The organism is Paenibacillus mesophilus (genome assembly GCF_005938385.1).
In the GTDB taxonomy this organism is placed as follows: domain Bacteria; phylum Bacillota; class Bacilli; order Paenibacillales; family NBRC-103111; genus Paenibacillus_AB; species Paenibacillus_AB mesophilus.
This window is the reverse complement of record NZ_VCRA01000013.1, coordinates 1-20,141: the sequence shown is the minus strand read 5'-3', so window position 1 is coordinate 20,141 and position 20,141 is coordinate 1. Positions and strand designations below refer to the sequence as shown.

At 56.7% G+C, this 20,141-nt stretch carries 16 protein-coding genes; 10 read left to right on the top strand and 6 right to left on the bottom strand.

Going from position 1 to position 20,141, the window contains the following annotated elements; translation table 11 throughout:
• The first annotated feature begins 18 nt into the window (after positions 1–18).
• The 3 genes from FE783_RS22040 to FE783_RS22030 are packed head-to-tail and all read left to right on the top strand — an operon-like array spanning position 19 to position 3,375.
• Positions 19–1,779: a UbiD family decarboxylase gene (locus tag FE783_RS22040; RefSeq protein ID WP_138881562.1), complete on the top strand. Its 1,761-nt coding sequence runs from the start codon at positions 19–21 to the stop codon at positions 1,777–1,779.
• 51 nt (positions 1,780–1,830) lie between these two features.
• Positions 1,831–2,535 carry a Cthe_2314 family HEPN domain-containing protein gene (locus FE783_RS22035; RefSeq protein WP_138881561.1) on the top strand — a complete coding sequence of 235 codons (705 nt, stop codon included), beginning with the start codon at positions 1,831–1,833 and terminating at the stop codon, positions 2,533–2,535.
• Positions 2,536–2,571: 36 nt separating this feature from the next.
• Positions 2,572–3,375, top strand: coding sequence for an SDR family oxidoreductase (locus tag FE783_RS22030; protein WP_138881560.1), 804 nt, complete (start codon positions 2,572–2,574; stop codon positions 3,373–3,375).
• Positions 3,376–3,461: 86 nt separating this feature from the next.
• Here the strand turns inward: FE783_RS22030 and FE783_RS22025 are convergent, their stop codons facing one another.
• Together FE783_RS22025 and FE783_RS22020 are read right to left on the bottom strand one after the other, a co-directional pair.
• Complete coding sequence (locus FE783_RS22025; protein WP_138881559.1) at positions 3,462–6,668, bottom strand: ATP-binding protein; 3,207 nt, start codon at positions 6,666–6,668, stop codon at positions 3,462–3,464.
• The gene (locus tag FE783_RS22020) at positions 6,658–7,329 is read right to left on the bottom strand and encodes a response regulator transcription factor (protein ID WP_138881558.1); all 672 of its coding nucleotides are present in this window, start codon (positions 7,327–7,329) and stop codon (positions 6,658–6,660) included. Before FE783_RS22020 ends, FE783_RS22025 begins: the two co-directional genes overlap by 11 nt.
• 211 nt (positions 7,330–7,540) lie before the next feature.
• Between FE783_RS22020 and FE783_RS22015 the strand changes: the two genes are divergently transcribed.
• Positions 7,541–11,167, top strand: a complete 3,627-nt coding sequence (locus FE783_RS22015; RefSeq protein ID WP_138881557.1) for a glycoside hydrolase family 44 protein — start codon at positions 7,541–7,543, stop codon at positions 11,165–11,167.
• Positions 11,168–11,371: 204 nt separating this feature from the next.
• On the opposite strand, the gene FE783_RS22010 is transcribed toward FE783_RS22015, so the two are convergent.
• Positions 11,372–11,617 carry a NifU family protein gene (locus FE783_RS22010; RefSeq protein WP_138881556.1) on the bottom strand — a complete coding sequence of 82 codons (246 nt, stop codon included), beginning with the start codon at positions 11,615–11,617 and terminating at the stop codon, positions 11,372–11,374.
• Positions 11,618–11,715: 98 nt separating this feature from the next.
• Here FE783_RS22010 and FE783_RS22005 point away from each other — a divergent pair, with 98 nt between their 5' ends.
• A complete protein-coding gene (locus FE783_RS22005) occupies positions 11,716–11,970 on the top strand; it encodes a YuzB family protein (protein WP_138881555.1) in 255 nt (84 codons plus the stop codon).
• Between the two features lie 18 nt (positions 11,971–11,988).
• Here FE783_RS22005 and FE783_RS22000 read toward each other — a convergent pair whose 3' ends face one another.
• Complete coding sequence (locus tag FE783_RS22000) at positions 11,989–13,053, bottom strand: NAD(P)/FAD-dependent oxidoreductase (protein ID WP_138881554.1); 1,065 nt, start codon at positions 13,051–13,053, stop codon at positions 11,989–11,991.
• 75 nt (positions 13,054–13,128) lie between these two features.
• A complete protein-coding gene (mqnE, locus tag FE783_RS21995) occupies positions 13,129–14,232 on the bottom strand; it encodes an aminofutalosine synthase MqnE (protein WP_138881553.1) in 1,104 nt (367 codons plus the stop codon).
• 246 nt (positions 14,233–14,478) lie between these two features.
• Here mqnE and FE783_RS21990 point away from each other — a divergent pair, with 246 nt between their 5' ends.
• Complete coding sequence (locus tag FE783_RS21990; protein WP_138881552.1) at positions 14,479–14,838, top strand: HesB/IscA family protein; 360 nt, start codon at positions 14,479–14,481, stop codon at positions 14,836–14,838.
• Positions 14,839–14,987: 149 nt separating this feature from the next.
• Complete coding sequence (locus FE783_RS21985; protein ID WP_138881551.1) at positions 14,988–15,341, top strand: ArsR/SmtB family transcription factor; 354 nt, start codon at positions 14,988–14,990, stop codon at positions 15,339–15,341.
• 92 nt (positions 15,342–15,433) lie between these two features.
• On the opposite strand, the gene FE783_RS21980 is transcribed toward FE783_RS21985, so the two are convergent.
• Positions 15,434–16,774: an ABC transporter substrate-binding protein gene (locus FE783_RS21980; RefSeq protein ID WP_138881550.1), complete on the bottom strand. Its 1,341-nt coding sequence runs from the start codon at positions 16,772–16,774 to the stop codon at positions 15,434–15,436.
• Positions 16,775–16,953: 179 nt separating this feature from the next.
• On the opposite strand from FE783_RS21980, the gene FE783_RS21975 reads away from it, so the two are divergent.
• The 3 genes from FE783_RS21975 to rbsK all read left to right on the top strand — a co-directional run bounded on the left by FE783_RS21975 (position 16,954) and on the right by rbsK (position 19,412).
• A complete protein-coding gene (locus FE783_RS21975) occupies positions 16,954–17,763 on the top strand; it encodes an AraC family transcriptional regulator (RefSeq protein ID WP_158301968.1) in 810 nt (269 codons plus the stop codon).
• Between the two features lie 113 nt (positions 17,764–17,876).
• Positions 17,877–18,362 carry a GNAT family N-acetyltransferase gene (locus FE783_RS21970; RefSeq protein WP_138881548.1) on the top strand — a complete coding sequence of 162 codons (486 nt, stop codon included), beginning with the start codon at positions 17,877–17,879 and terminating at the stop codon, positions 18,360–18,362.
• A 126-nt stretch (positions 18,363–18,488) separates the two neighbouring features.
• Entirely contained in the window at positions 18,489–19,412 is a 924-nt protein-coding gene (rbsK, locus tag FE783_RS21965; protein WP_138881547.1) for a ribokinase, read from the top strand.
• Positions 19,413–20,141: the final 729 nt, after the last annotated feature.

Below are 20,141 nucleotides of genomic sequence, written 5' to 3'. Positions count from 1 at the left end.
GATGAAGGGAGAACGTTAATGAATTTTACGAATCTGCGCACGTTTATCGACGTGCTTCGGACGGAGCGGGATGTCGCGGTTATAACCGCTCCCGTCGACCCGTATCTCGAAATCGCCGAAATTCACCGGAGAGTGATCGAAGAAGGCGGCCCCGCCCTGCTGTTCACGAATGTGAAAGGAAGCCCGTTCCCGGTGGCGACCAACTTGTTCGGCACGAGCCGAAGAGTCGATCTCGCCTTCGGTCCGAAGCCGGAAGCGATTATGAACCGGTTGATGAAGGCCAAAGATACGCTCATTCCGCCGACGCCGAAAGCGCTCTGGAACGAAAAGGACTTATTGTTCGATCTGATGAAGGTCGGCATGAAGACGCTGCCGCATTCGCAAGCTCCGGTGCTTGAAGTGTGCGACCGGAACGATCCGCTGTCCAAGCTGCCCGCTCTGACCAGCTGGCAAGAGGACGGGGGCCCGTTCGTCACGCTTCCGCTCGTCTATACGGAGCATCCGGACGGGAACGACCATAACTTGGGCATGTACCGGATGCAAATTTTCGACGGCAGCACGACCGGGATGCATTGGCAAATCCATAAAGGCGGCGGCTTCCATTACCATGAAGCGGAGAAGCGGAACCGTCCTCTTCCCGTAACCGTCTATCTCGGAGGTCCGCCCGCCCTGATCGCATCGGCGATCGCGCCGGCTCCCGAGCATTTGCCGGAGCTGCTGCTGACGTCGCTCATTCTCGGGCAGAAGCTGCCGATGGCCGATAATCCGCTTGGCGGGCACCGGCTCGTCGCCGAGGCCGAATTCGCCATCTGCGGAGAAGTCGCTCCGCATGTGCGCAGACCGGAAGGGCCGTTCGGCGATCACTACGGTTATTATTCGCTGCAGCACGATTTTCCGGTATTCCAGGTTAAACATATGTTTCACCGCAAAGATGCGATTTATCCAGCCACGATTGTCGGGAAGCCGCGTCAGGAAGACTATTACTTGGGGGAATTTCTCCAGCGGCTGCTGTCTCCGGCGTTTCCGCTCGTCATGCCTGGGGTGAAGCAGTTGTGGACGTACGCGGAAACCGGCTTCCACCCGCTCGCCGCCGCCATTGTACGGGAGAGCTACTCGCGCGAAGCGCTCGGCTCGGCGTTCCGCATTCTCGGGGAAGGGCAATTGTCGCTGACGAAGTTTCTTATTTTGACGGACGAGTCCGTCGATTTGGCCGATTTCCGCTCGCTGCTCACGACCGTGCTGGAGCGGTTTGATCCTCATACCGACTTGTTTATTTTCAACAACACGTCGCACGATACGCTAGACTACACCGGACTGAGACTGAATCACGGCAGCAAGGCCGTGCTGCTTGGCGTAGGGGAACCGATGCGGGAGCTGCCTCATACGTACGAAGAAGGCCAAATGGACGGGATAAACGACGCGAAGCCTTACTGTGCCGGCTGTCTGGTCGTCTCCGGGGCCGCCTACGAGGAAGATCCGGGGCTCGCTGAGCGCATAGTCGACCGATATGGCGACAAACTAAGCCGATGGCCTCTTGTCGTGCTTGCCGACGATACGGCAATCGTGGACGGGCAAACTCCGTTTCTGTGGACGGTCTTTACCCGGTTCAATCCGGCAACCGACATCTTTGCGAAAAGCCGGGTGCAGAAGCACCATCTCAGCTTCGAGCTGCCGATCGTCATCGACGCGCGGATGAAGCCCGGATATCCGGACGAACTCATTCCCCGCGAAGATATCGTGAAGCTCGTTTCCGACCGTTGGAAGGAATATTTCTCCTGAGAGCTTTCCGAGAAAGCCGGCATCGTATGATTAACCGAAGGCGGTGACCGAATGTTCAGAGCTTGGTTTGACGAGCCGAAACGCGTCGATTCCGGTTCGCTGCTGAAGGCCGTATCCGCGCTGGGTCTGTATCGCAAGCTGCTTACGCAGCTGATCGACGAGCAAACTCCGCAGTGCGGCAAGTATACCCGTTACGAGCTGTGGGCGCGCGGCTTGACCAATGCGCTGGACGAGCTGGAACAGAGCGTATATTGTGCCGCCAAGTTCCGGGAAGGCGTAACGCAATCGCTGGAAGAGAACATGTCGCCCGAGGAAAGGGACGATTACCGCAGGCACGTCTATTTTTACAAAAACGGCTTCATCCGGGTGTTCTCGATTCTCGACAAGCTCGGCTACTTCTTGAACGATTTGCTGCGTCTTCGGGCCGAGAGGGTCAAGCAGAAGTTTTCGTACTTTACCGTCCTACGGCAAATGCAGCATCGCCATGCGGAGCCGCGGCTGCTCGAGCCTCTGCTCGATATTAAAGAGCGGTATCAAGATCCGATGGGCAGACTCCGCCAGCGGCGCAATATGGAAATTCATCTGGTCAATACGGAAATGCTCGACGATTTGCTCCATATCGACCTGTGCCGGGCCGACCGGAGCTATATCGAGAATTTGAGCGCCAATATGGACGATTTGACGGAAGGCTTCGAGATGGTTTGCAAGACGGTGGCGACCGTTTTCGACTACGTATACGAACGCAAGAAGGCGTAACCGCGATTGAACGATGGAGAGAAGGAGGAAGCTCCCATGCTTCATGGCAAAATCGCGCTGATTACAGGGAGCGCGAAGGGGCTCGGCAAGCGGACCGCCCTCGCGCTGGCCGATCTCGGCTGCGATGTGGCGATCAACTACGTGAACAGCGAGAACGAGGCGTACGAGCTGGCGGACCGGATCCAAGCGAAGGGTGTCCGGGCGCTGGCCGTCCGGGCCGATATCGCAAGCCGGGACGATAACGTCCGCATGATCGAAACGATTGCGCAAACTTGGGGCCATGTCGATATTTTGGTGAACAATGCAGGGCCCTTCGTGCGGGAGCGCCGGACATTCGACGAATACGGTCTCGACGAAATCGATTATATGATGCGGGGCAATCTGCTCGGCGTCATGCAGCTCGATCGGCTTGTGCTTCCGGGAATGCGGAGCAGCCGCTGGGGACGCATTATTCATTTCGGCTTCGGGAGAGCTTCGGAAGCGAGAGGCTGGCCGCACAGGGCCGCTTATGCAGCCGCCAAAGTAGGGCTCGTTTCGTTGACGAAGACGCTGGCCGAAGAGCAAGCGGCGTTTGGTGTAACCGTTAACATGGTATGTCCCGGCGACATACGGGGGATTAACAAAGAAAAGGGAATCGCCGAGGTCGCTCATCTGAGCGACGAGGAGTTTCCCGGCATCCGGCCCGGCAGCGGGGAAGATGTCGCCCGCGTCATCGCGTTTCTGTGTATGCCGCAGTCCGATTTTCTGACCGGCAACGTGATGGAAGTGTCGGGCGGCTTCGATCCGATCCGCAGCATTGCCGCGCAGCAGCGGCAAAACGATGCCCGCCGGTCGAATTGACGGCGGGGTGCACCAAACCAACCTTATTTTGGAATAACGTTAGCCGGTATTCAGGAGCTTTCTCCCGAATACCGGCTTTTCGTCCGTCACGCCGGCGAACCGGATATTGGAAGCGCAATGGAGAGCAGGCAGCCTGAAGCGGGGGAAGCCGGACCGATCCCGACAGTCCCTCCGAGCAGGTGGATGCGTTCCATCATCGCGGTCAAGCCGAAGCCTGGCTTCCCGTTTGCGTACGGCAAACCGTCATTGACGAGCGAGAAGCGGATCGCTTCGTCCGCGACGGTCAGCTCGAACCGGAAGCGGCTGCACCGGCCGTGGCGGATGCCGTTCGTCAAGCCTTCCTGCAGCGCGTGATACAGCACGCGGCGGGTCAAGCCGTTCAGCTCCGGCAGTGCGCCGATCGCAGTCTCGATCACGACGCCCGTCGTCTCCTCCGTATCGCGGATCAGCTCCTTCATCGCCGGTATGAGCTCGAACGCCGTCCCTTCGTCCTTCAGCAGCCGCACGGACACGCGGATGTCGTTCAAGCCTCTGCGCACGAGCTGCTGCGCGTTCATGAGCTTCTCCTTCGATTGGGCCAAATCCCGTTCGGCCAGCTTGTGAGCCGCCTCCAGCTGCACGATCGCAGCCGTCATCGTATGGCCGACGACGTCGTGAATTTCGTGGGCGATCCGGTTGCGCTCCTCCAGCACGGACAGCTCGGCCAGCGCCTCGGCGGTTTCGCGCACGGAGCCCGCGAGCGACCGGTTCGCTTCTTCCAGCTCCTTCGTCCGGCGCTCCACCAGCTGCTCGAGGGAGCGGTGAAACTGGAGCAGACGAAGCTGGATGGCAACCCGGGCGAACAGCTCTCGTTGGGTGAACGGCTTGGGCAAATAGTCGTTCGCTCCCGCATCGAAGCCTTCCTCCAGATCCGTTACCCGGTTTCGTGCGGACATGAGAATGACGGGCAGCTCGTTTTCGTTCCAATCAGCGCGTATTTTTTGGCATACCTCGTAGCCGGTCATTTTCGGCATCATCACATCGAGCAGCACCAAGTCCGGCCGGATTCCCGATTCGAGCAGGGCGAGCGCCTCGGGGCCGTCCTTTGCCTGAAGGAGCCGGCAGCCTGCGCTTTGCAAAAAATTTAGCAGTACCCGGATGTTGACCGGCTCGTCGTCGACGATCAGCAGAAGCGGGGGATCGCCGCTTCCCGTGCCTTCGATCTCATACGCCATAGCGCCGGGATCGGCAATGGCTGACTCATCGGATGCGCTAGACGACTCCTCGAATACGACCCGCGACACCTCGGCCGGCGGTTCGCGTTCCAAGCCGCCCGTTGCCGGCCGCTCTTCCGTATGGAGGAGCGCGAAAGAAATGACAGTGCCCCGGCCGAGCTCCGAGCTTGCCTCGATCGTGCCTCCTTGAAGCTCCACGAGCCTCTTGGAGATGGATAGTCCGAGCCCCGTACCTCCTTCGGAGCCGTCGCTTGCGGCGAACGGTTCATACAGCGCGTCCAGCTTATCGGGGGCTATCCCTCTGCCCGTATCCTCAACAGTAATCCGCACGAAGGAATGTTCTCGCTCTGCCCGGATCGTTACGCTGCCGGAATCGGTATATTTGATCGCATTGCCGATCAAATTGTACAAAATTTGCTCCAGCCTGCCCGGATCGCCCCATACGGCGGCGCAATCGTCCGAAACGTGGAGTGCCGTACGCAGTCCTTTGCGGTCGGCGGCGGGGGACAGCATCGCCAGGACAATACCCGCGACCTGGCGTACATCGACAGCCTCCGGCCGGAGGCGAATATCCTGATGCTTTAGTCGGTACAAGTCTAAGATGTCGTTGACGAGCCGCAGAAGCCTGTTGGAGCTCGACAGGACGAGCCGGAGATTGTCACGTATCCGCTCGTCGACCGGGCCCGCGGCACCTCCAAGCATCGATTCCGTCAAGCCGGCGATGCCGTGGAGCGGCGTACGCAGCTCATGCGAAGTAGTCCGCAGGAAGTCGTCTTTCAGCCGGTCCATGCGGACAAGCGTCTCGTGCTGGGCGGCCAATTCCTCCGCATACCGCTTCGACTGGCGGTACACGTCGAGAAACCGCTGGACGAGCACCATGACGAGGCATCCCATAAAAAGCAGCAGACCGAACGGCAGCCCCTGTGAAAGCTTGTCGTGCAGGTACGGGGAAAACCGGGCGATAGCATCCGACATCGCCGGGTAAGCGATGAAGACGATGTGGTTGAGAAACGACAACACGAGAATGCCATACCCGAGCAGCAGCCATTTGACCGACGGGGAGCGGTCTTTCCGGTAATGACGGATCAAGCTGACGCTAACGACGGTAAAGACGGGAACTATGCAGTAAGGCAAGTAGTCTACAAGCAATTTCCGGTACAGCTCGACAGCCGTCGCAGCGGCGGCCGCCGTCACGATCGAATAGGCCAGCCAAAAGCCGACTACGGCTTTGTTTAGACGGCTCCGCATGTTGCCGAGCGCCTCGGCATAAAACCCGGCAAAGCCGAGAATGCCGAGCGGAATCGCCAAATCCCGCCAGTAGTATATGCCGTGCATATCCGTTAACCACATCGGCGTCGCTCTTAGCCAATACAGTCCGGCACCCGCCGAGAAAGCGAACAAGGCGAACCAGAGGAAGATGCGCTCTTGCGGCCTTCGGAGGTAGAGCAGAGTCGCAATGCCCGCCGCTATCAGAAGCGGGCCGGAGCAGAACAGGAGCAGGGCGTCGAACTCCAGCTGGTATGCGAGAACGGCCGTACGCTCGCCTACATAGTTCCATACGTGCGGGAGACTCGAATGATCCCAAGGCAGACGGAGCATAATCTGCTTTCCGGCGTCTTGCTCGTGAAGACGAACCGGATTCAGGGGGACGGCGGGATTCACGTAACGCTTGACCCCGTCCGCGTTATAGGCATACACGCTCTTGCCGTCCACAAAAAGCTCGATCCCCTTGACGCCCCAGACGAACAAGTAAGGGTCCCGCCATGGAAAGGCGTTCGGCATCGTTTTGCGAAGCCACAGCGTCCCTTTGTAACCAGGCAAACTTGCGACAGCTTCGCTATCGAACGGCTCCCATCGGTCCGTATCGGCCGGACGTTCTCCCCGATACTGCTCCCAGCCGATAGCCATTGTGCTGAGCTTCCAATCTTGATCGGGAATGAACGGATTGTTCTCGCTCCTGTCCGCCAGCCCGGGAATAAATGCGGTGACGAAGGCAAATGCGATCAGAAGCAGCAGCAGCGGCATGACGGCGGTTTTGGCCCGGCTCACGGCGTTTCGGACTATCGTCTCACGTAGCATCCCGCAGCAGCAGCTCCTTCAGCTTGGCGATCGCGGCTTGCCGGTCGCTCGTACCGATTTTGTTATAAATGACGCTGATGTAATTGCGGACGGTACCTTCGCTCATGAACATGGCGCCCGATATTTGCTTGTTCGTATGCCCTTCGAGCATGAGGAGAATCATTTTGCGTTCGCGTTCGGTCAGCTTCAAGCCTTGTCTTCTCAGCACCTCCTCGTCGAAGGCGTCGGAGCTTTGATCCGAGAAGACGTGCAGACGGGACGCCAGCTTCGCCGCTATCGAGGCGGGCATGATCAGATCGCCCCGGACCGCATCGCGCAGCGTCTGGACGATTTTGTCGGACGGCATATCCTTGAGCAAAAAGCCGTTCGCTCCTCCCGCCATCGCGTTCACGATGAATTTGTCTTCGGCGAACGTCGTCAGCATGAGAACGATCGTATCCGGGTAGTCCTTCTTGATTTTTTTCATGCTCTCTATGCCGTCCATGACCGGCATCTTGATATCCATCAGGACGACGGCGGGGCGATGCGCGGCAACCGCCTCCAGCGCCTCCTGCCCGTTCTCGGCGACGGCGACGACTGTGATGTCCGTCTCCAGATTCAATATTGTCTGCAGACCTTCCCGCAGCAGCGTCTGGTCATCGGCTATAAGGATCGTGATCATGAAACGGCAAACCTTCTTTCGCAAGATCGATATCGTTCATCTATTCATATGCATCGGAATAAACCGTTTGTTTGTTTAGGCGTCATTGCCATTATGACAAAAGTGGTGACAGTCCGTCACTTGTCGGAAAGTCCTGACGCTTATACGATGATCGGGTAGGATCGCCGACGGTGAACCGGATATTGTGGCGGGATCTGAGAGGAGTGGGGAGATGTTGAAACGGACAAAACGGCGGTCGACCGCTATGGCGCTTGCCGGAGCGCTGCTGCTGACGCAAATCGCGACAGCGGCGCCTGCGGCGGCTGCCGGAGAAGGTCAGGTGCTGACCGTCTATGACGATAAGCTGTCCGCCGAATTTGCCAGCTACGGGTGGGCGGATACCGAGCTGGCCGAGACGCGTGTCGTGCACGGAGGAAGCAGGTCGGTCCGGATGGACCCGGACGGCGGGAAGGCGCTGTATTTTTATAAGGACCGGATTTTGAACGCGGACGATTACGATTCGTTCCGATTCTGGATTCACGGCGGCTCGACCGGAGGCCAGAAGCTGAAGCTGGTACTGTCTCTCGGCGGACAGGGGGTGGCCGAACGGGAATTGAGCGCGCTGCTGCCGGGCGGCGTCAAGTCCGGACAATGGTCGGAAGTGATCGTGAAGCTGAAGGATATCGGAGTGCGCGGGCTGCTGGACGGCATCCAGCTGTGGGGAGACGGCGAGCAGGAGCCGGTGTATATCGACGATATGGCGTTCGTGAAAGGTGCGGGCGGCGAGCAGCCCGGAGGCCAGCAACCCGGCGGCCAACAGCCCGGGGGCCAACAGCCTGGAGGCCAGCAGCCGCAGCCGGTCGTCTTGAGCTTCGGGGAGCAGAGTGCAACCGTAAAGGCGGGGGAACAGCGGCAGGAACGGCTGACGGCCGCCATACCGGGCGCCACGGGCCGCGATGTGACGGCCGAAGCCGCCTGGTCTTCCGCTGACGAATCGATAGCCCGCGTGTTGGCGGGACTCGTAACCGGGGTGAACGCGGGGACGACGACGATCCGTGCCGTGTACGGCGGCTCGGAAGCGGTTTTGCCGGTTGAAGTCGTACCGGCGGTTCCGCCCCAAGGCATTCCAATCGAGCCGGTCAACGGTATTTACGTGTTCGATGACGCCCTGAACAAGCAATTTACCGACTACAGCTGGGCACAGCGCAGTCTGGAGGAAGCGTACACGATCCGATCCGGGAGCCGTTCGATCCGGTTCGAGCCGGACGCGGACAACGGATTGTACTTGTACAGCGATCGCGGCATCACGACCAAAGATTACGAGAAGCTGCAATTATGGATCAACGGAGGCAAGACCGGCGGGCAGAAAGTCAAGCTCTTCTTTATGGCCGGCGGGCAGCCGGTGGCCGAACGGTTAGTTGGCGAACTGCTTCTCGGAGGTATTCCGTCCGGCGGCTGGTCGAAGATCGAACTGATGCTGGCCGACCTATCGCTGCCGAACGGATTGTTTGACGGCATCTTGTTAGCCGGAGCAAACGCCGGAGATCAATCGGCGGTGTATCTCGACGATATCGCGCTCGTCAAGAAATATGTAGCTCCTCCCGCCATCGTGGAAGTCCGGATGAGCGCCAGTCAGCTCGTGCTGCTGCCCGGCGAGACGTTCCGGCTGGACGCCGAAGCGTTTCTGGATAACGGAGTGACGGATATCGTATCGGAAGCGGTATGGCAGTCCGACCGTCCCGACATCGTCCGGATCGACGGAGGATTGGCGACGGCGCAGTCGACGGGCATTGCCAAAATTACCGCAACTTATAAGACTCAGATCGCATCGGCTTACGTCCAAGTGGCGCAAACCGCGCAGGAGCCGGTGTATGAAGACGGTTTGATTGCCGGCTATTTCAACCGCAGCTGGCACGAGAAAGATTTGGCCAATACGGAGCAGGTCCACAGAGGTACCCGTTCCGTGAAGTTCGAGCCGGACGGCTGGGACGGCGTATGGTTCGGCAGCGAGACGAAGCGCGAAATCGCCGACTATTACGGAGTCGAGTTCTGGATCCACGGCGGGACGATCGGAGGGCAACTGCTGAAGGTGCACGCGTATGACAATTATACGCCGCTCGGAGCTGTCGATTTGGCCGATTATGTACCGAACGGCAAGCTTCCGGCCGGACAATGGACACGGATCGTCGTCAATTTCGCCGACATGGGCTTGTCGGACAGCAAGTTCGACGGCATCATCTTCCAAGCGGCTACGGAAAGCAATCAAGCGGCCGTCTACATCGATGACGTCTATCTGCTGCGCAACACGCAGGCGGGCCGGCTGCCGCAGCCGGAGCTTCCTACCGTCAAGGTCGGCATCGACACTACGGCGGAACGCCGGGTAATCAATCCGGACATTTACGGCATCAATTTCAACGACATGCATCCGAACGACTCCAAGCTCGCGTTTCCCGTTCAGCGCTGGGGCGGCAACAATACGACCCGGTACAACTGGGAGCTGGACGTAGCGAACCGCGCTTCGGACTGGTTCTTTATCAACTACCCGTACGAGAACGATCATCCCGAGCAGCTTCCGCACGGCTCCACATCGGACCGCTTCGTCGACGGGGTGCTGGCGCAGAACGGCAAGGTTCTGCTGACCGTGCCCACGATAGGATGGACGCCGAAGGCAAGGGCGATCGATTACGGCTTCTCCCAGAAAAAATACGGCCCGCAGCAAAGCCGGGCGGATGAACGGCCCGACGCCGGCAATGGCGTGCGCCTCGACGGAAGCCTGATCGAGAACAACGACCCGTCGGATACGTCCAAACGGATCGGACCCGATTTCGTCACCCGCTGGATGGATCACCTCAAAGGCCGTACGTCCGACCGGATCAACGATTATGCGTTGGACAACGAGCCGGAGATTTGGCACGTGACGCATCGCGACGTTCATCCGAATCCTCCGACGTACGATGAAATTTGGGGTTTTACGGAAAAGTACGGCAGCGCGATCAAAGCGAAAGATCCGAATGCGAACATTTACGGCCCAACGTCTTGGGGCTGGTGCGCCTACTTCTACTCTTCGGCCGACAATTGCGCGGACGGACCGGATCGTCAGGCACACGGCGGCAAGCCGTTCTTGGAATGGTATTTGCAGAAGGTGAACGATTACAAGCAGGCGACCGGCATCCGACTGGTCGATTACTTGGATATACATTTCTACCCGCAGGAAAATGTAGTGACGTCCGGTGAAGAAGGTCCGGCTGCGGCCAAACGGCGATTCCAGTCGCTGAAGTCGCTGTACGACCCGAATTTCATCGACAATTCGTGGATTCAGGAGCCGATCCGGCTCATCCCGCGGATGAAAGAAATGGTCGAGAAGTATATGCCGGGTACGAAGCTCGCCATTACCGAATACAACTTCGGCAACGGCGACGGCATCACGGCGGGTATTGCCCAAGCCGAGGCGCTGGCGATTTTCGGGCGCGAAGGCGTGGATCTCGCTACCCGGTTCGGCGCGATGAAGGCCGGCACCTATATCGAGGACGCGTTCAAGCTGTATTTGGACTATGACGGCCGCGGCTCGAAAGTAAACGGCACGAGCGTTCAGACGAAGTCGAGCAACGCGGACGCCGTAGGCGCCTATACGATTCAAGGAGCGGACGGCCGGCTGTACGTTCTGTTGTTCAATAAAGACACGGTCGTCCGTCAAGCCGATGTGAAATCGAATGCGGCCTTGAAAGGCGCGGCGCAGCTGTTCCGCTTCGACTCGAAGACGCACGTAGCCGCTGCGGGCTCCGCGACGGCAGGAACGGATGGCTCGCTTTCCGTCCAGCTGCCGGCCCGTTCCGCCACGCTCGTCGTCTGGAACCCGTAATGAACAGAAATAGTCCCCGCCGGGCGCCGCGCAATGGGCCGCGCAATGGGCCTCGCACGGTTCTCCGCGTGAATCCCCGATAGACGCCCCGATTGAAGCAGCCCCATTCCAAGAGGAATGGGGCTTTAGCTTCTCCATAGTAAACAAAAAAGAACGGCCTGCCGCAAGGCACAGCCGCTCTTCAACAAGCACGGGTAATATCGATCAAAATACTTGAACGACCTCGACTACGCCTTCCACTTCTTCGACGAGGGCGCGTTCGATTCCGGCTTTCAGCGTTATGGTCGAGCTCGGGCAGCTTCCGCAAGCTCCCATAAGCTTTAATTTGACGATTCCGTCTTCCACGTCGACCAGCTCGACGTCGCCTCCGTCGCGTTGCAGAAACGGGCGCAATTTATCCAATACTTCAAGCACTTCGTCGTACATGTTTTCTTGTACGTTCTGGCTCATTTGCCTCATCTCCCTTCTCGTATTATTATAGTACATTATACGCAAAAATAAAATGGTGCGACATTGGATGGAAGACCGAAAACCGGACGGTGAGGGACATGAGACCGATAGTGGAGTTTTGCACGAATAATATGCATCACGGTACGGACGAAGTAATGCGCAAGCTGGAGGAAAATCCGGAGCTGGACGTGATCGAGTACGGCTGTCTCGGCAATTGCGGACAATGCTACATGGAGCCTTATGCGCTCGTCAACGGGGAGATCGTTCCCGCTTCGTCCCCGGACGAGCTGTTGGAGGCAATAATGGCCAAAATTAAGGAATGGGAGTCGCAATTCGCCTGGCTGGACGAATAGCGCGAAAACGCCCGAGTATTAACCGAAATGATGCTTGGACATCCAAAGCACGCCGCTTTTCAAGACGCGCGGCACTTTTCCCATAATAACCGTCTTCTTGCCCATCATGCCGAAGCCGGCTTTTTTGCCTAACGATCCGAGCACGCCCTTCAGCTTGATGGCCTTCAGGTGAGGCGTCTGGCCTTTCCACAGGGCATGCATCACTTCGGCGACCTGCTTGCCTTGCTCTTCCGCGGCTTGGGCGCTTGGGCTGAACGGGAGGCTTGCGCAGTCCCCGACGACGAACACTTCGGGATGATCGGGAATTTGATGGTATGCATTCAACAGCACACGGCCTTGGCTATCCTTGGGCACGGCGAGCTGCTGCACGATCGGACTCGGCTGGATGCCGGCCGTCCACACGGTAAGATTCGTAATAATTTCTTCATCCCCGTTGTAAAGGACCCCCGGCTCGACGCTCCTCAGCGATATACGCGACAGCATCTCGATGTCGTGTTCGATAAACCATTCCCTAACGTACGCTTGAAGCTTATCCGGAAAAGAAGACAAAATGCTGGCGCCCCTGTCGATGACGCGGATGTTCAAATCCGGACGGCTCTCACGAAGCTCGGAGGCGATTTCCACGCCGCTCAAGCCTCCGCCGACAACGGAAACTTGCGAATAAGGATTCAGGTCGTTCAAAGCCTGATACGCTTTACGGGATCCCGACAGCGTCTGGATGCTGTGCGCGTATGTGTCCGCTCCGGTGATGCCGTGGTACTTATCGACGCAGCCCAAGGCGATGACGAGCCAGTCGTAAGAGAGCGGATCGTTGTTGTCCATCAGAACGAGCTTCCGCTCCAGATCGACACCCGTTACTTCGCCATACTTCAAAATAATGCGCGGATCGCTCGGAAACGCGACCCGAATTTCCGCCTCGGAGACGGTTCCCGCCGCCAAAGCGTAATATTCCGTCTTCAACCCTTGATAAGGCATACGGTCAACGAGCACGATCTCCGTGCCGTGAGGCGGTTCTTGCTCCAGCAGCTCGAGAGCCAGCGTCAATCCGCCGTACCCTCCGCCCAAAATAACGAATCTACTCATGCGTGATGCGGTCCTTTCCGGGGTCTTATATTGTATTAGAATGTCACGCTCCGGGGAAGATTATGAGCGTAACCTTTACTCAAACACATGGACTTCGTTGTAAAACGTATCGCGTTCGACCGGAATCCGGTTTGCGCCTTTGATCATATGGACAAGCTCCTCGCGGGTCAAGCCTTCCGGAGACAAAGCGCCCGCCGAATGGCTGATTCTCTCCTGCACGATCGTTCCATGGGCGTCGGAAGCGCCGAACGCAAACGCCAATTGGGCGAGCTGCGTGCCGAGATTGATGAAGTAAGCTTTGACATGCTGCACGTTGTCGAAGATGAGGCGGCTGATCGCGATCGTCTTCAAATCGTCGAACGCCGATGTTCTCCGCTTGATGCCCATGCCCGTATTGGCCGGTTGGACCGCATTCGGAATGAATACCATAAAGCCGTTCGTTTCGTCCTGCAGCTCGCGCAGCTGCATCATATGGCGAATCCGTTCTTCCTTCGTCTCGATGGAGCCGTACAGCATCGTCGCATGGGTCCGTATTCCCAGCTTGTGGGCGGTACGGTGTACGTCCAGCCATTGCTCGGAAGTCGCCTTTTCCACGTTCATTTTGTTCCGGTACCGTTCGGTCAATATTTCCGCGCCGCCTCCGGGAAGCGTGCCGAGTCCGGCATCGGACAGCGTCTGCAGCACATCTTTATAGGAAAGGCCGCTGATGCGCGAGAAAAAGTCGATCTCCGCACCGGTGTACGCTTTGATCGTAACCTGAGGGTAGTTTTCCTTCAGGATGCGGATCGAGTTGACGTAATACTCGAAAGGAACATTCGGATTGTGCCCGCCGGTAATGTGGAATTCGCGCATTCCCGGATGGTAATGCTTCGCGACATAGTCTAGTATTTCGTCCGGTGTAAGCGTATAGGAACCCGCTTCGCCTTCATCGCGCCGGAAATGGCAAAACGCGCAGCGGTCTTCGCACACGTTCGTGAAATAAAGGCTCATGTTTTCGATAAAATATACTTTCCGTCCGTTTTTGCGCATGTTCACGATATTGGCCAGCTGGCCGATCGTCAGAAGGTCGTCCGATTCGTACAGGAAGACGCCGTCCTCCAGGGTAAGCCGTTCTCCGTTCTCCACTTTGTCGGCAATTTGCGCCATCCGTTTATCTTGAGTTGTAATTGCTATGTTCATAGTTGTTCCTCCTTCTATAAGTGTGATAAATGCGATGAACTGCTCCCGATTCGTAAACTAGACTAATACATTATAAACCTACTGCATCGCGCGGGCAACAGTAGACTGCCTGCCAGAGCAGGAAATGAACGGGGATTCGCCCCCCTTGAGGCAACGCCCGAATAGGAGTATACTGAAAGCACGGGAACTTAAGGATATGCTGACGAAGCAAGCTTTGCTTCGCAAAGCTTAAAAGGAGGGAATGACATGATCACCATTACGGAACAAGCAACCGACAAAATCAAAGAAATGCTGGCGGCCGAGGAAGTACCCAACTTGTTTTTGCGCGTAGGCGTCAAGGAAGGGGGCTGCAGCGGTTTTTCATATGGAATGGGCTTCGACGACGATCAACAAAGCACCGACCAAGTGCTCGATATTAACGGTCTGAAAGTGGTAGTCGATGCGGACAGCACCAAATATTTGCGAGGTCTCGAGATCGACTTCAAGGATGCGGCCATGGGGGGTGGGTTTACCATCCACAACCCGAACGCCATCGCGACCTGCGGGTGCGGCAGCTCGTTCCGCACGAAGGACGAGGAAGGCAAACCGAATCCGGACGCTTGTTAATCCGCGGACAATCCGTGGAACGTCAATCGTATCAATAGACCTCTCTGACGGAATTGTTGCCATAATTCCGAAGGGGAGGTTTTTTCCTATGCCGGATGCGGATGATTATATATTCCTTGACAAGAATATTCCGTTTTTGGTATGTTTAAATGAAGGGGGTTGATCCTATGAATGCGGCAACATTGAGCGCACTTGCCGAACCGAATCGCTTGCACATAATCGAGCTCATCCGTGACGGCGGTCCCCTCACGGTCGGTGAAATCGCGGGGCGGCTTGAGCTGGGCCAACCCCAGACGTCCAAACATCTTCGCGTATTGAGCGATGCCGGTCTCGTCGAGGTGCAGCCGGTCGCCAATCGCCGGATTATCAAGCTGCGGCCCCAGCCTCTTCAAGAAATGGACGCATGGCTGCAATCGTTCCGAAGCATCTGGGAAGACAGGCTGGACCGGTTGGACGACTATTTGCGCGAATTGCAGAGAGAAGAAAATAAACAAGACCTATAGTAAAGCGGTCATGCCGCATAAATATGGAACGGGAAAAACCATCGCAGTTTTTTGCGATGGTTTTCGTGCTGGATCCGCTTGTTACCGGCGCTTTACTTGGCAGCCGTCTTCATTTCCGCGATTTTCTTATTCGTTTCTTCTTCCGCTTGGCGGAGCCCCGTATTGACATCGAGCTGCTTCGAGACGATTTTATGCACCGTCGTCATGAAGGAAGCTGCCGCGACCGAATTATAAAGGGTAACGACACTCGGGCTGGCTGGCTTCGGCGGCATAAAAGCGCTCACATTTTTTCCGCTCAAGTAAGGGAATTCTTTGCCGAACTCGCTGCGTACCTTATCGTTTTTCAGGGCGGTCTGGATGCCTTTTCTGGACTGGGCAAGCTGAAACTCCTCGCTCGCGAGCCAGGCGATGACCTGGAACGCCGCTTCTTTCTTCTTGCTGATGCTCGTCAAGCTGAAGAAAGCGGGGTAAGGCTGCGAGCCTACGCCCTTCCTATCGCTGTACTCGGGCAGGCTGACCGCGTCCAGATTCATGCCTTTCGTAGCCGCATTGTCCGGATCGAGATAGGTCAGCGGGAAGACGTTGGCATACATCGCCGCCACCCGGTCTTTGACGAAGAAGTTGTTCTGGGCGGTCAGCGCGGCGGTAGTCGTCGTAACCTCGTTGCCGGGAATATCATAAAACCGCGCCAAATTTTGAACGTGTTTGCTCCAATTGTCGCTGTTGATGAGCGATTTCTCCGTTTTGGGATCGTCGAAGCTGGCCGATAGCTGGTTCGTCAAGGCAAGATGGTTGAACGAAGCGACGAACCCGCGATATTGCACGCCGCCGTCATTGCGCGTCATTTTGCGCGCTTTCTGGAGCAGCTCGTCCCAAGTCATGCCGTTCGCCGGATAAGCTTCGCCGAACTTGTCGAACAAATCTTTGTTGTAGACGATAGAGGCGTATCCGGTGCTGGTTGGGATTCCGTATAAGGCGCCGCCGGATATTTGCCGGATCAGGTCGATCGTGGACGGTTCGAATTTCCCCAGATCCAGATTGTTGAGCTTGGCCAGCTCGGTCATATCATAGGCCAAGCCGTTTTTCAGCACGTTTTCGTGGATCATGCCGACAGAAGCGTAGATGACATCGATTTGTTCGCCGGCCGCGAGCAATTCGGGCAGCAATATTTTTTTGGCGGTATCGACGTTCACGAACTTGGTCGTCACATGCGGAAATTTCTTCTGGATCGCGTTACCGTATTCGCTCATGAATTTTTCCGGAGTCGCCCCTCCGACCGGCGTGAAGAACGTCAGCGTGACAGGCTCCGGCGCTTGCGGCGCGGCGGACTTCCCCTCTTTTGTACCGCTTCCGCACCCTGCCAGCCAGACGGTTGTCATACATAGGGCCGCCGTCGCCGCGAGTGCCCTTTTTCCGTTTCCCCGCATCTTCATAATGATCTCCCCTTCTTGTTACAGATACACTAACCTGTTGCGATTCACATGATTGGATGACGATGGGCGGTTCGTGACATTGCGATGAATACGCTTTAAATTATAGCAGCGGGGTACTATAATAGACATATCGTAGACAACTGAAAACATCACTTATTCTGCTATTGGAGTGGATGAACGTGCCGACCCCGGAACGAGCTTTGTCGACGGAAGTGCTTCACGCGATGTATTCCAAGCATGTCAAACCGTTTCATACGCATACGAACAGGCCGTTCGGAAACTACTACATCCGTCTGCAGGTGGAGGGCCAGTGCGAGGCGATGATCGGAGAGAACGGGCAGTGGGAGAACGTGTTTCCGGGTGATCTGTTCTTGTTCCGGCCGGGGGACAAATGCCAGCTGTCGTTTACACCGAACAAGAAGACGAATGAGGTGCTGAGCGGCAATTACTACTTCGTCTGCCGGGGCAGTTGGCTTGACCGCTGGTGGAGCGAAGCGGAACGGCCGACAAAAGCGAAAATCGCGCTTGGCGCGAAACTGCTCGATCTGTGCAAGGAGCTGGAAGCGGAGATGCGCAAAACGAGCAAAAACTGGGAGGAGGCGGTCGATTATTTGCTCCGAACCTTGTTCATCATGTTCGACCGGGAGCTCGGGCAATCTTACGGCGATTCGAACCGGGACGCTGTCATCGCCCAGAAGATGAAACGTTATATCGAGAATCACGCTCTGGAGCGGCTGAACGTAAGAGACGTGGCGGAGCATGTCGGCTTGAGCGAGTCCCGTGCTTCCCATCTGTTCACAACGGCGGTAAACCAAAGCATCATTCATTACGCGCTGGACATTCGCCTGAACCATGCATGCGATTTGATCAAATTTACGGATTACAGCCTTCAGCAGGTGGCGGATTTGTCCGGCTTCAACCAGTATTCTTATTTCCATCGGGCATTCCGCAAAAAGTATGGCGTATCGCCTAGAGAGTTCCGTCAGTAGCTCTGCCGAGGTGCCGTTCCGGGTAAAAAACGTTATAACGATACAGCCTGTCCTGGAGCAGCTTTTTTCGTGCTACAATTCGTGTATCGGCGGAAATCGAAGGGAGAACGCGCATGGAACTCGAGATCAAGCTTGCTTCTTATGAAGAAAAGACAATCCTCCGCAATTTGATGGAGCTGGCGCAATACGATTACAGCGAATATGACGGTTACGATGTGGACGAGCATGGCCTTTACGGGTATAAATTTTTGGACCATTACTGGACGGATGCCGACCGTTATCCGTTTCTGGTACGGGTTAACGGCAAGCTAGCCGGCTTCGCTCTCGTCCGGGTGTACGACAAGCGTTCCGACGGCAGCAACATATACTCGATCGGCGAATTTTGCATATTGAAGAAGTATAGGAAGCAAGGAATCGGCCGTATGCTGGCCGTTCATGTTTTCTCGACGTTCAAGGGCGGTTGGACGATCCAAACATGCGACAATAATAGAACCGCGCAAAAGTTCTGGGCGGCAGTCACCGCACCGTACAAGAGCAGCGGTTTCAGGCCGCATCTCGATAGAGCGAACATGGTGGAGATGGAGTTCGAGATCACTTGAAATAGCCATATCCTATAAAAAATACGCCCAAAACGTATAAAACAGCGAGGCGGTTCTCGAGTAACATCTAAGCTGTACGAGTGCAGCTTCTATTTACGAGAGTCGGACAGCGGAGGAGAATCGGCGATGAGCAGCAACCCGAGCATTGTTGTGGTAGGCAGCTTAAATATGGATATCGTGCTTACGATGTCAAGAATGCCCCAAGTGGGCGAGACGGTCGCGGGACAGCAAATTCATTACGTTCCCGGAGGGAAAGGCGCGAATCAGGCGGTCGGCTGCGCCAAGCTGGGAGCCGACACGGCTATGGTGGGGGCGGTCGGCGGCGATTCCTTCGGCAGCCAGCTGCTGGACAATATGAGGGGATGCGGCGTCCGTACCGAAGCGGTGACCGTCATTCCGGAGACGGCTACCGGAACGGCGGCCATCTTCCATACGAAGGAAGACAACTGCATCGTCGTCGTCCCGGGCGCCAATGAGACGGTCACCCCGGAATATATAGAACGACACCGGAGCTTGATCCAATCGGCCGACCTTGTGCTGCTCCAGCTGGAGACCCCCATCCCGGCAGTCCGGCGCGCATTGGAGCTTGCCAGGGAGGCGGGGGTGCGCACCGTGTTGAACCCAGCGCCGGTGCATCCGGACGCGGAGCAAATGCTGGGGCTTGCGGACGTTCTGACTCCGAACGAGTCCGAATTCGCTTTGCTGTGCGGACAGGCTGCGGATACGGAGGAAGCGCTGCGGGATCAGATGCGGAAGTGGCAGCAAACCTACTCGCAGCGACTCGTCATTACGCGGGGCAAAGCGGGGGCTTCCTGCTTGGACGAGCACGGCGAGCTGCATACGGTTCCGTCGCTGCCCGTGGAAGTGGTCGATACGACCGGAGCGGGCGATACGCTCAATGCGGCGCTTAGCGTCGGGCTGGCGTCGGGACGAGGCTTCCGGGAAGCGCTGGAATATGCGGTCAAGGCGGCGTCGCTGTCGGTCCGGAAGTTCGGGGCGCAGGGCGGAATGCCGACGAAGGAAGAGATGGAGCGGATCAACGCGGTTTGATCGCCGCTTAGCGGCGTGACGCCCGGAGGGGGACAAAATGGACTAACGCCACCCGGCGGCAGGCGCCGCCTAGTGGCGTTATTTGTCGTGTTATGTTACCGAAGTTCGGAAAGCTTATGCGTTCGAGACTTATGATTCCTGCAAACTTATGGCGCCATTCATTACTGACGAATACCTAAAACAATGAAAGCCCTGCCTCTCTTCCATCCTTACGATTCCTTGATCGTGCCAGTGTGAATCAGGTTCAACGAAATCGGTCAAATTCATTAGGGTTATGGAATTTGTGAAGTGGCGCGGGGGGTTTGGAGGAACTGATCGTGGTGACACAATAACACAAGTATGTATTATACAACATGTTCACAATAATGTCAAAGTTTGTGTCGGGCGATAGGATGCTCCTGCTTTTGTCGATCATATAAGGTACATTTGCACACTATGCTGCTCCGAAGCGGGGATTTACGTCGGGATAGTGTTCATATGTACCTTATTATCGTCCGCCGGCCTCGATAATCTACGAATCGTGGCTCAAACTCGTTAAATAAGGTACATTTGAACACTATGTTGCCCCGAAGCGGGTGATTTCACCCAAATAGCGTTCATTTGTGTTACTACTTAGGTTCCATAATCATCCAAAACGAAATTCACCACAAAGAACGGAGGTTAGGGAGGTGAGGACCGGGAGGCCTTGCTTACGGAGGGTAGAGATAAAACTGCGGGCACGAGCAAACT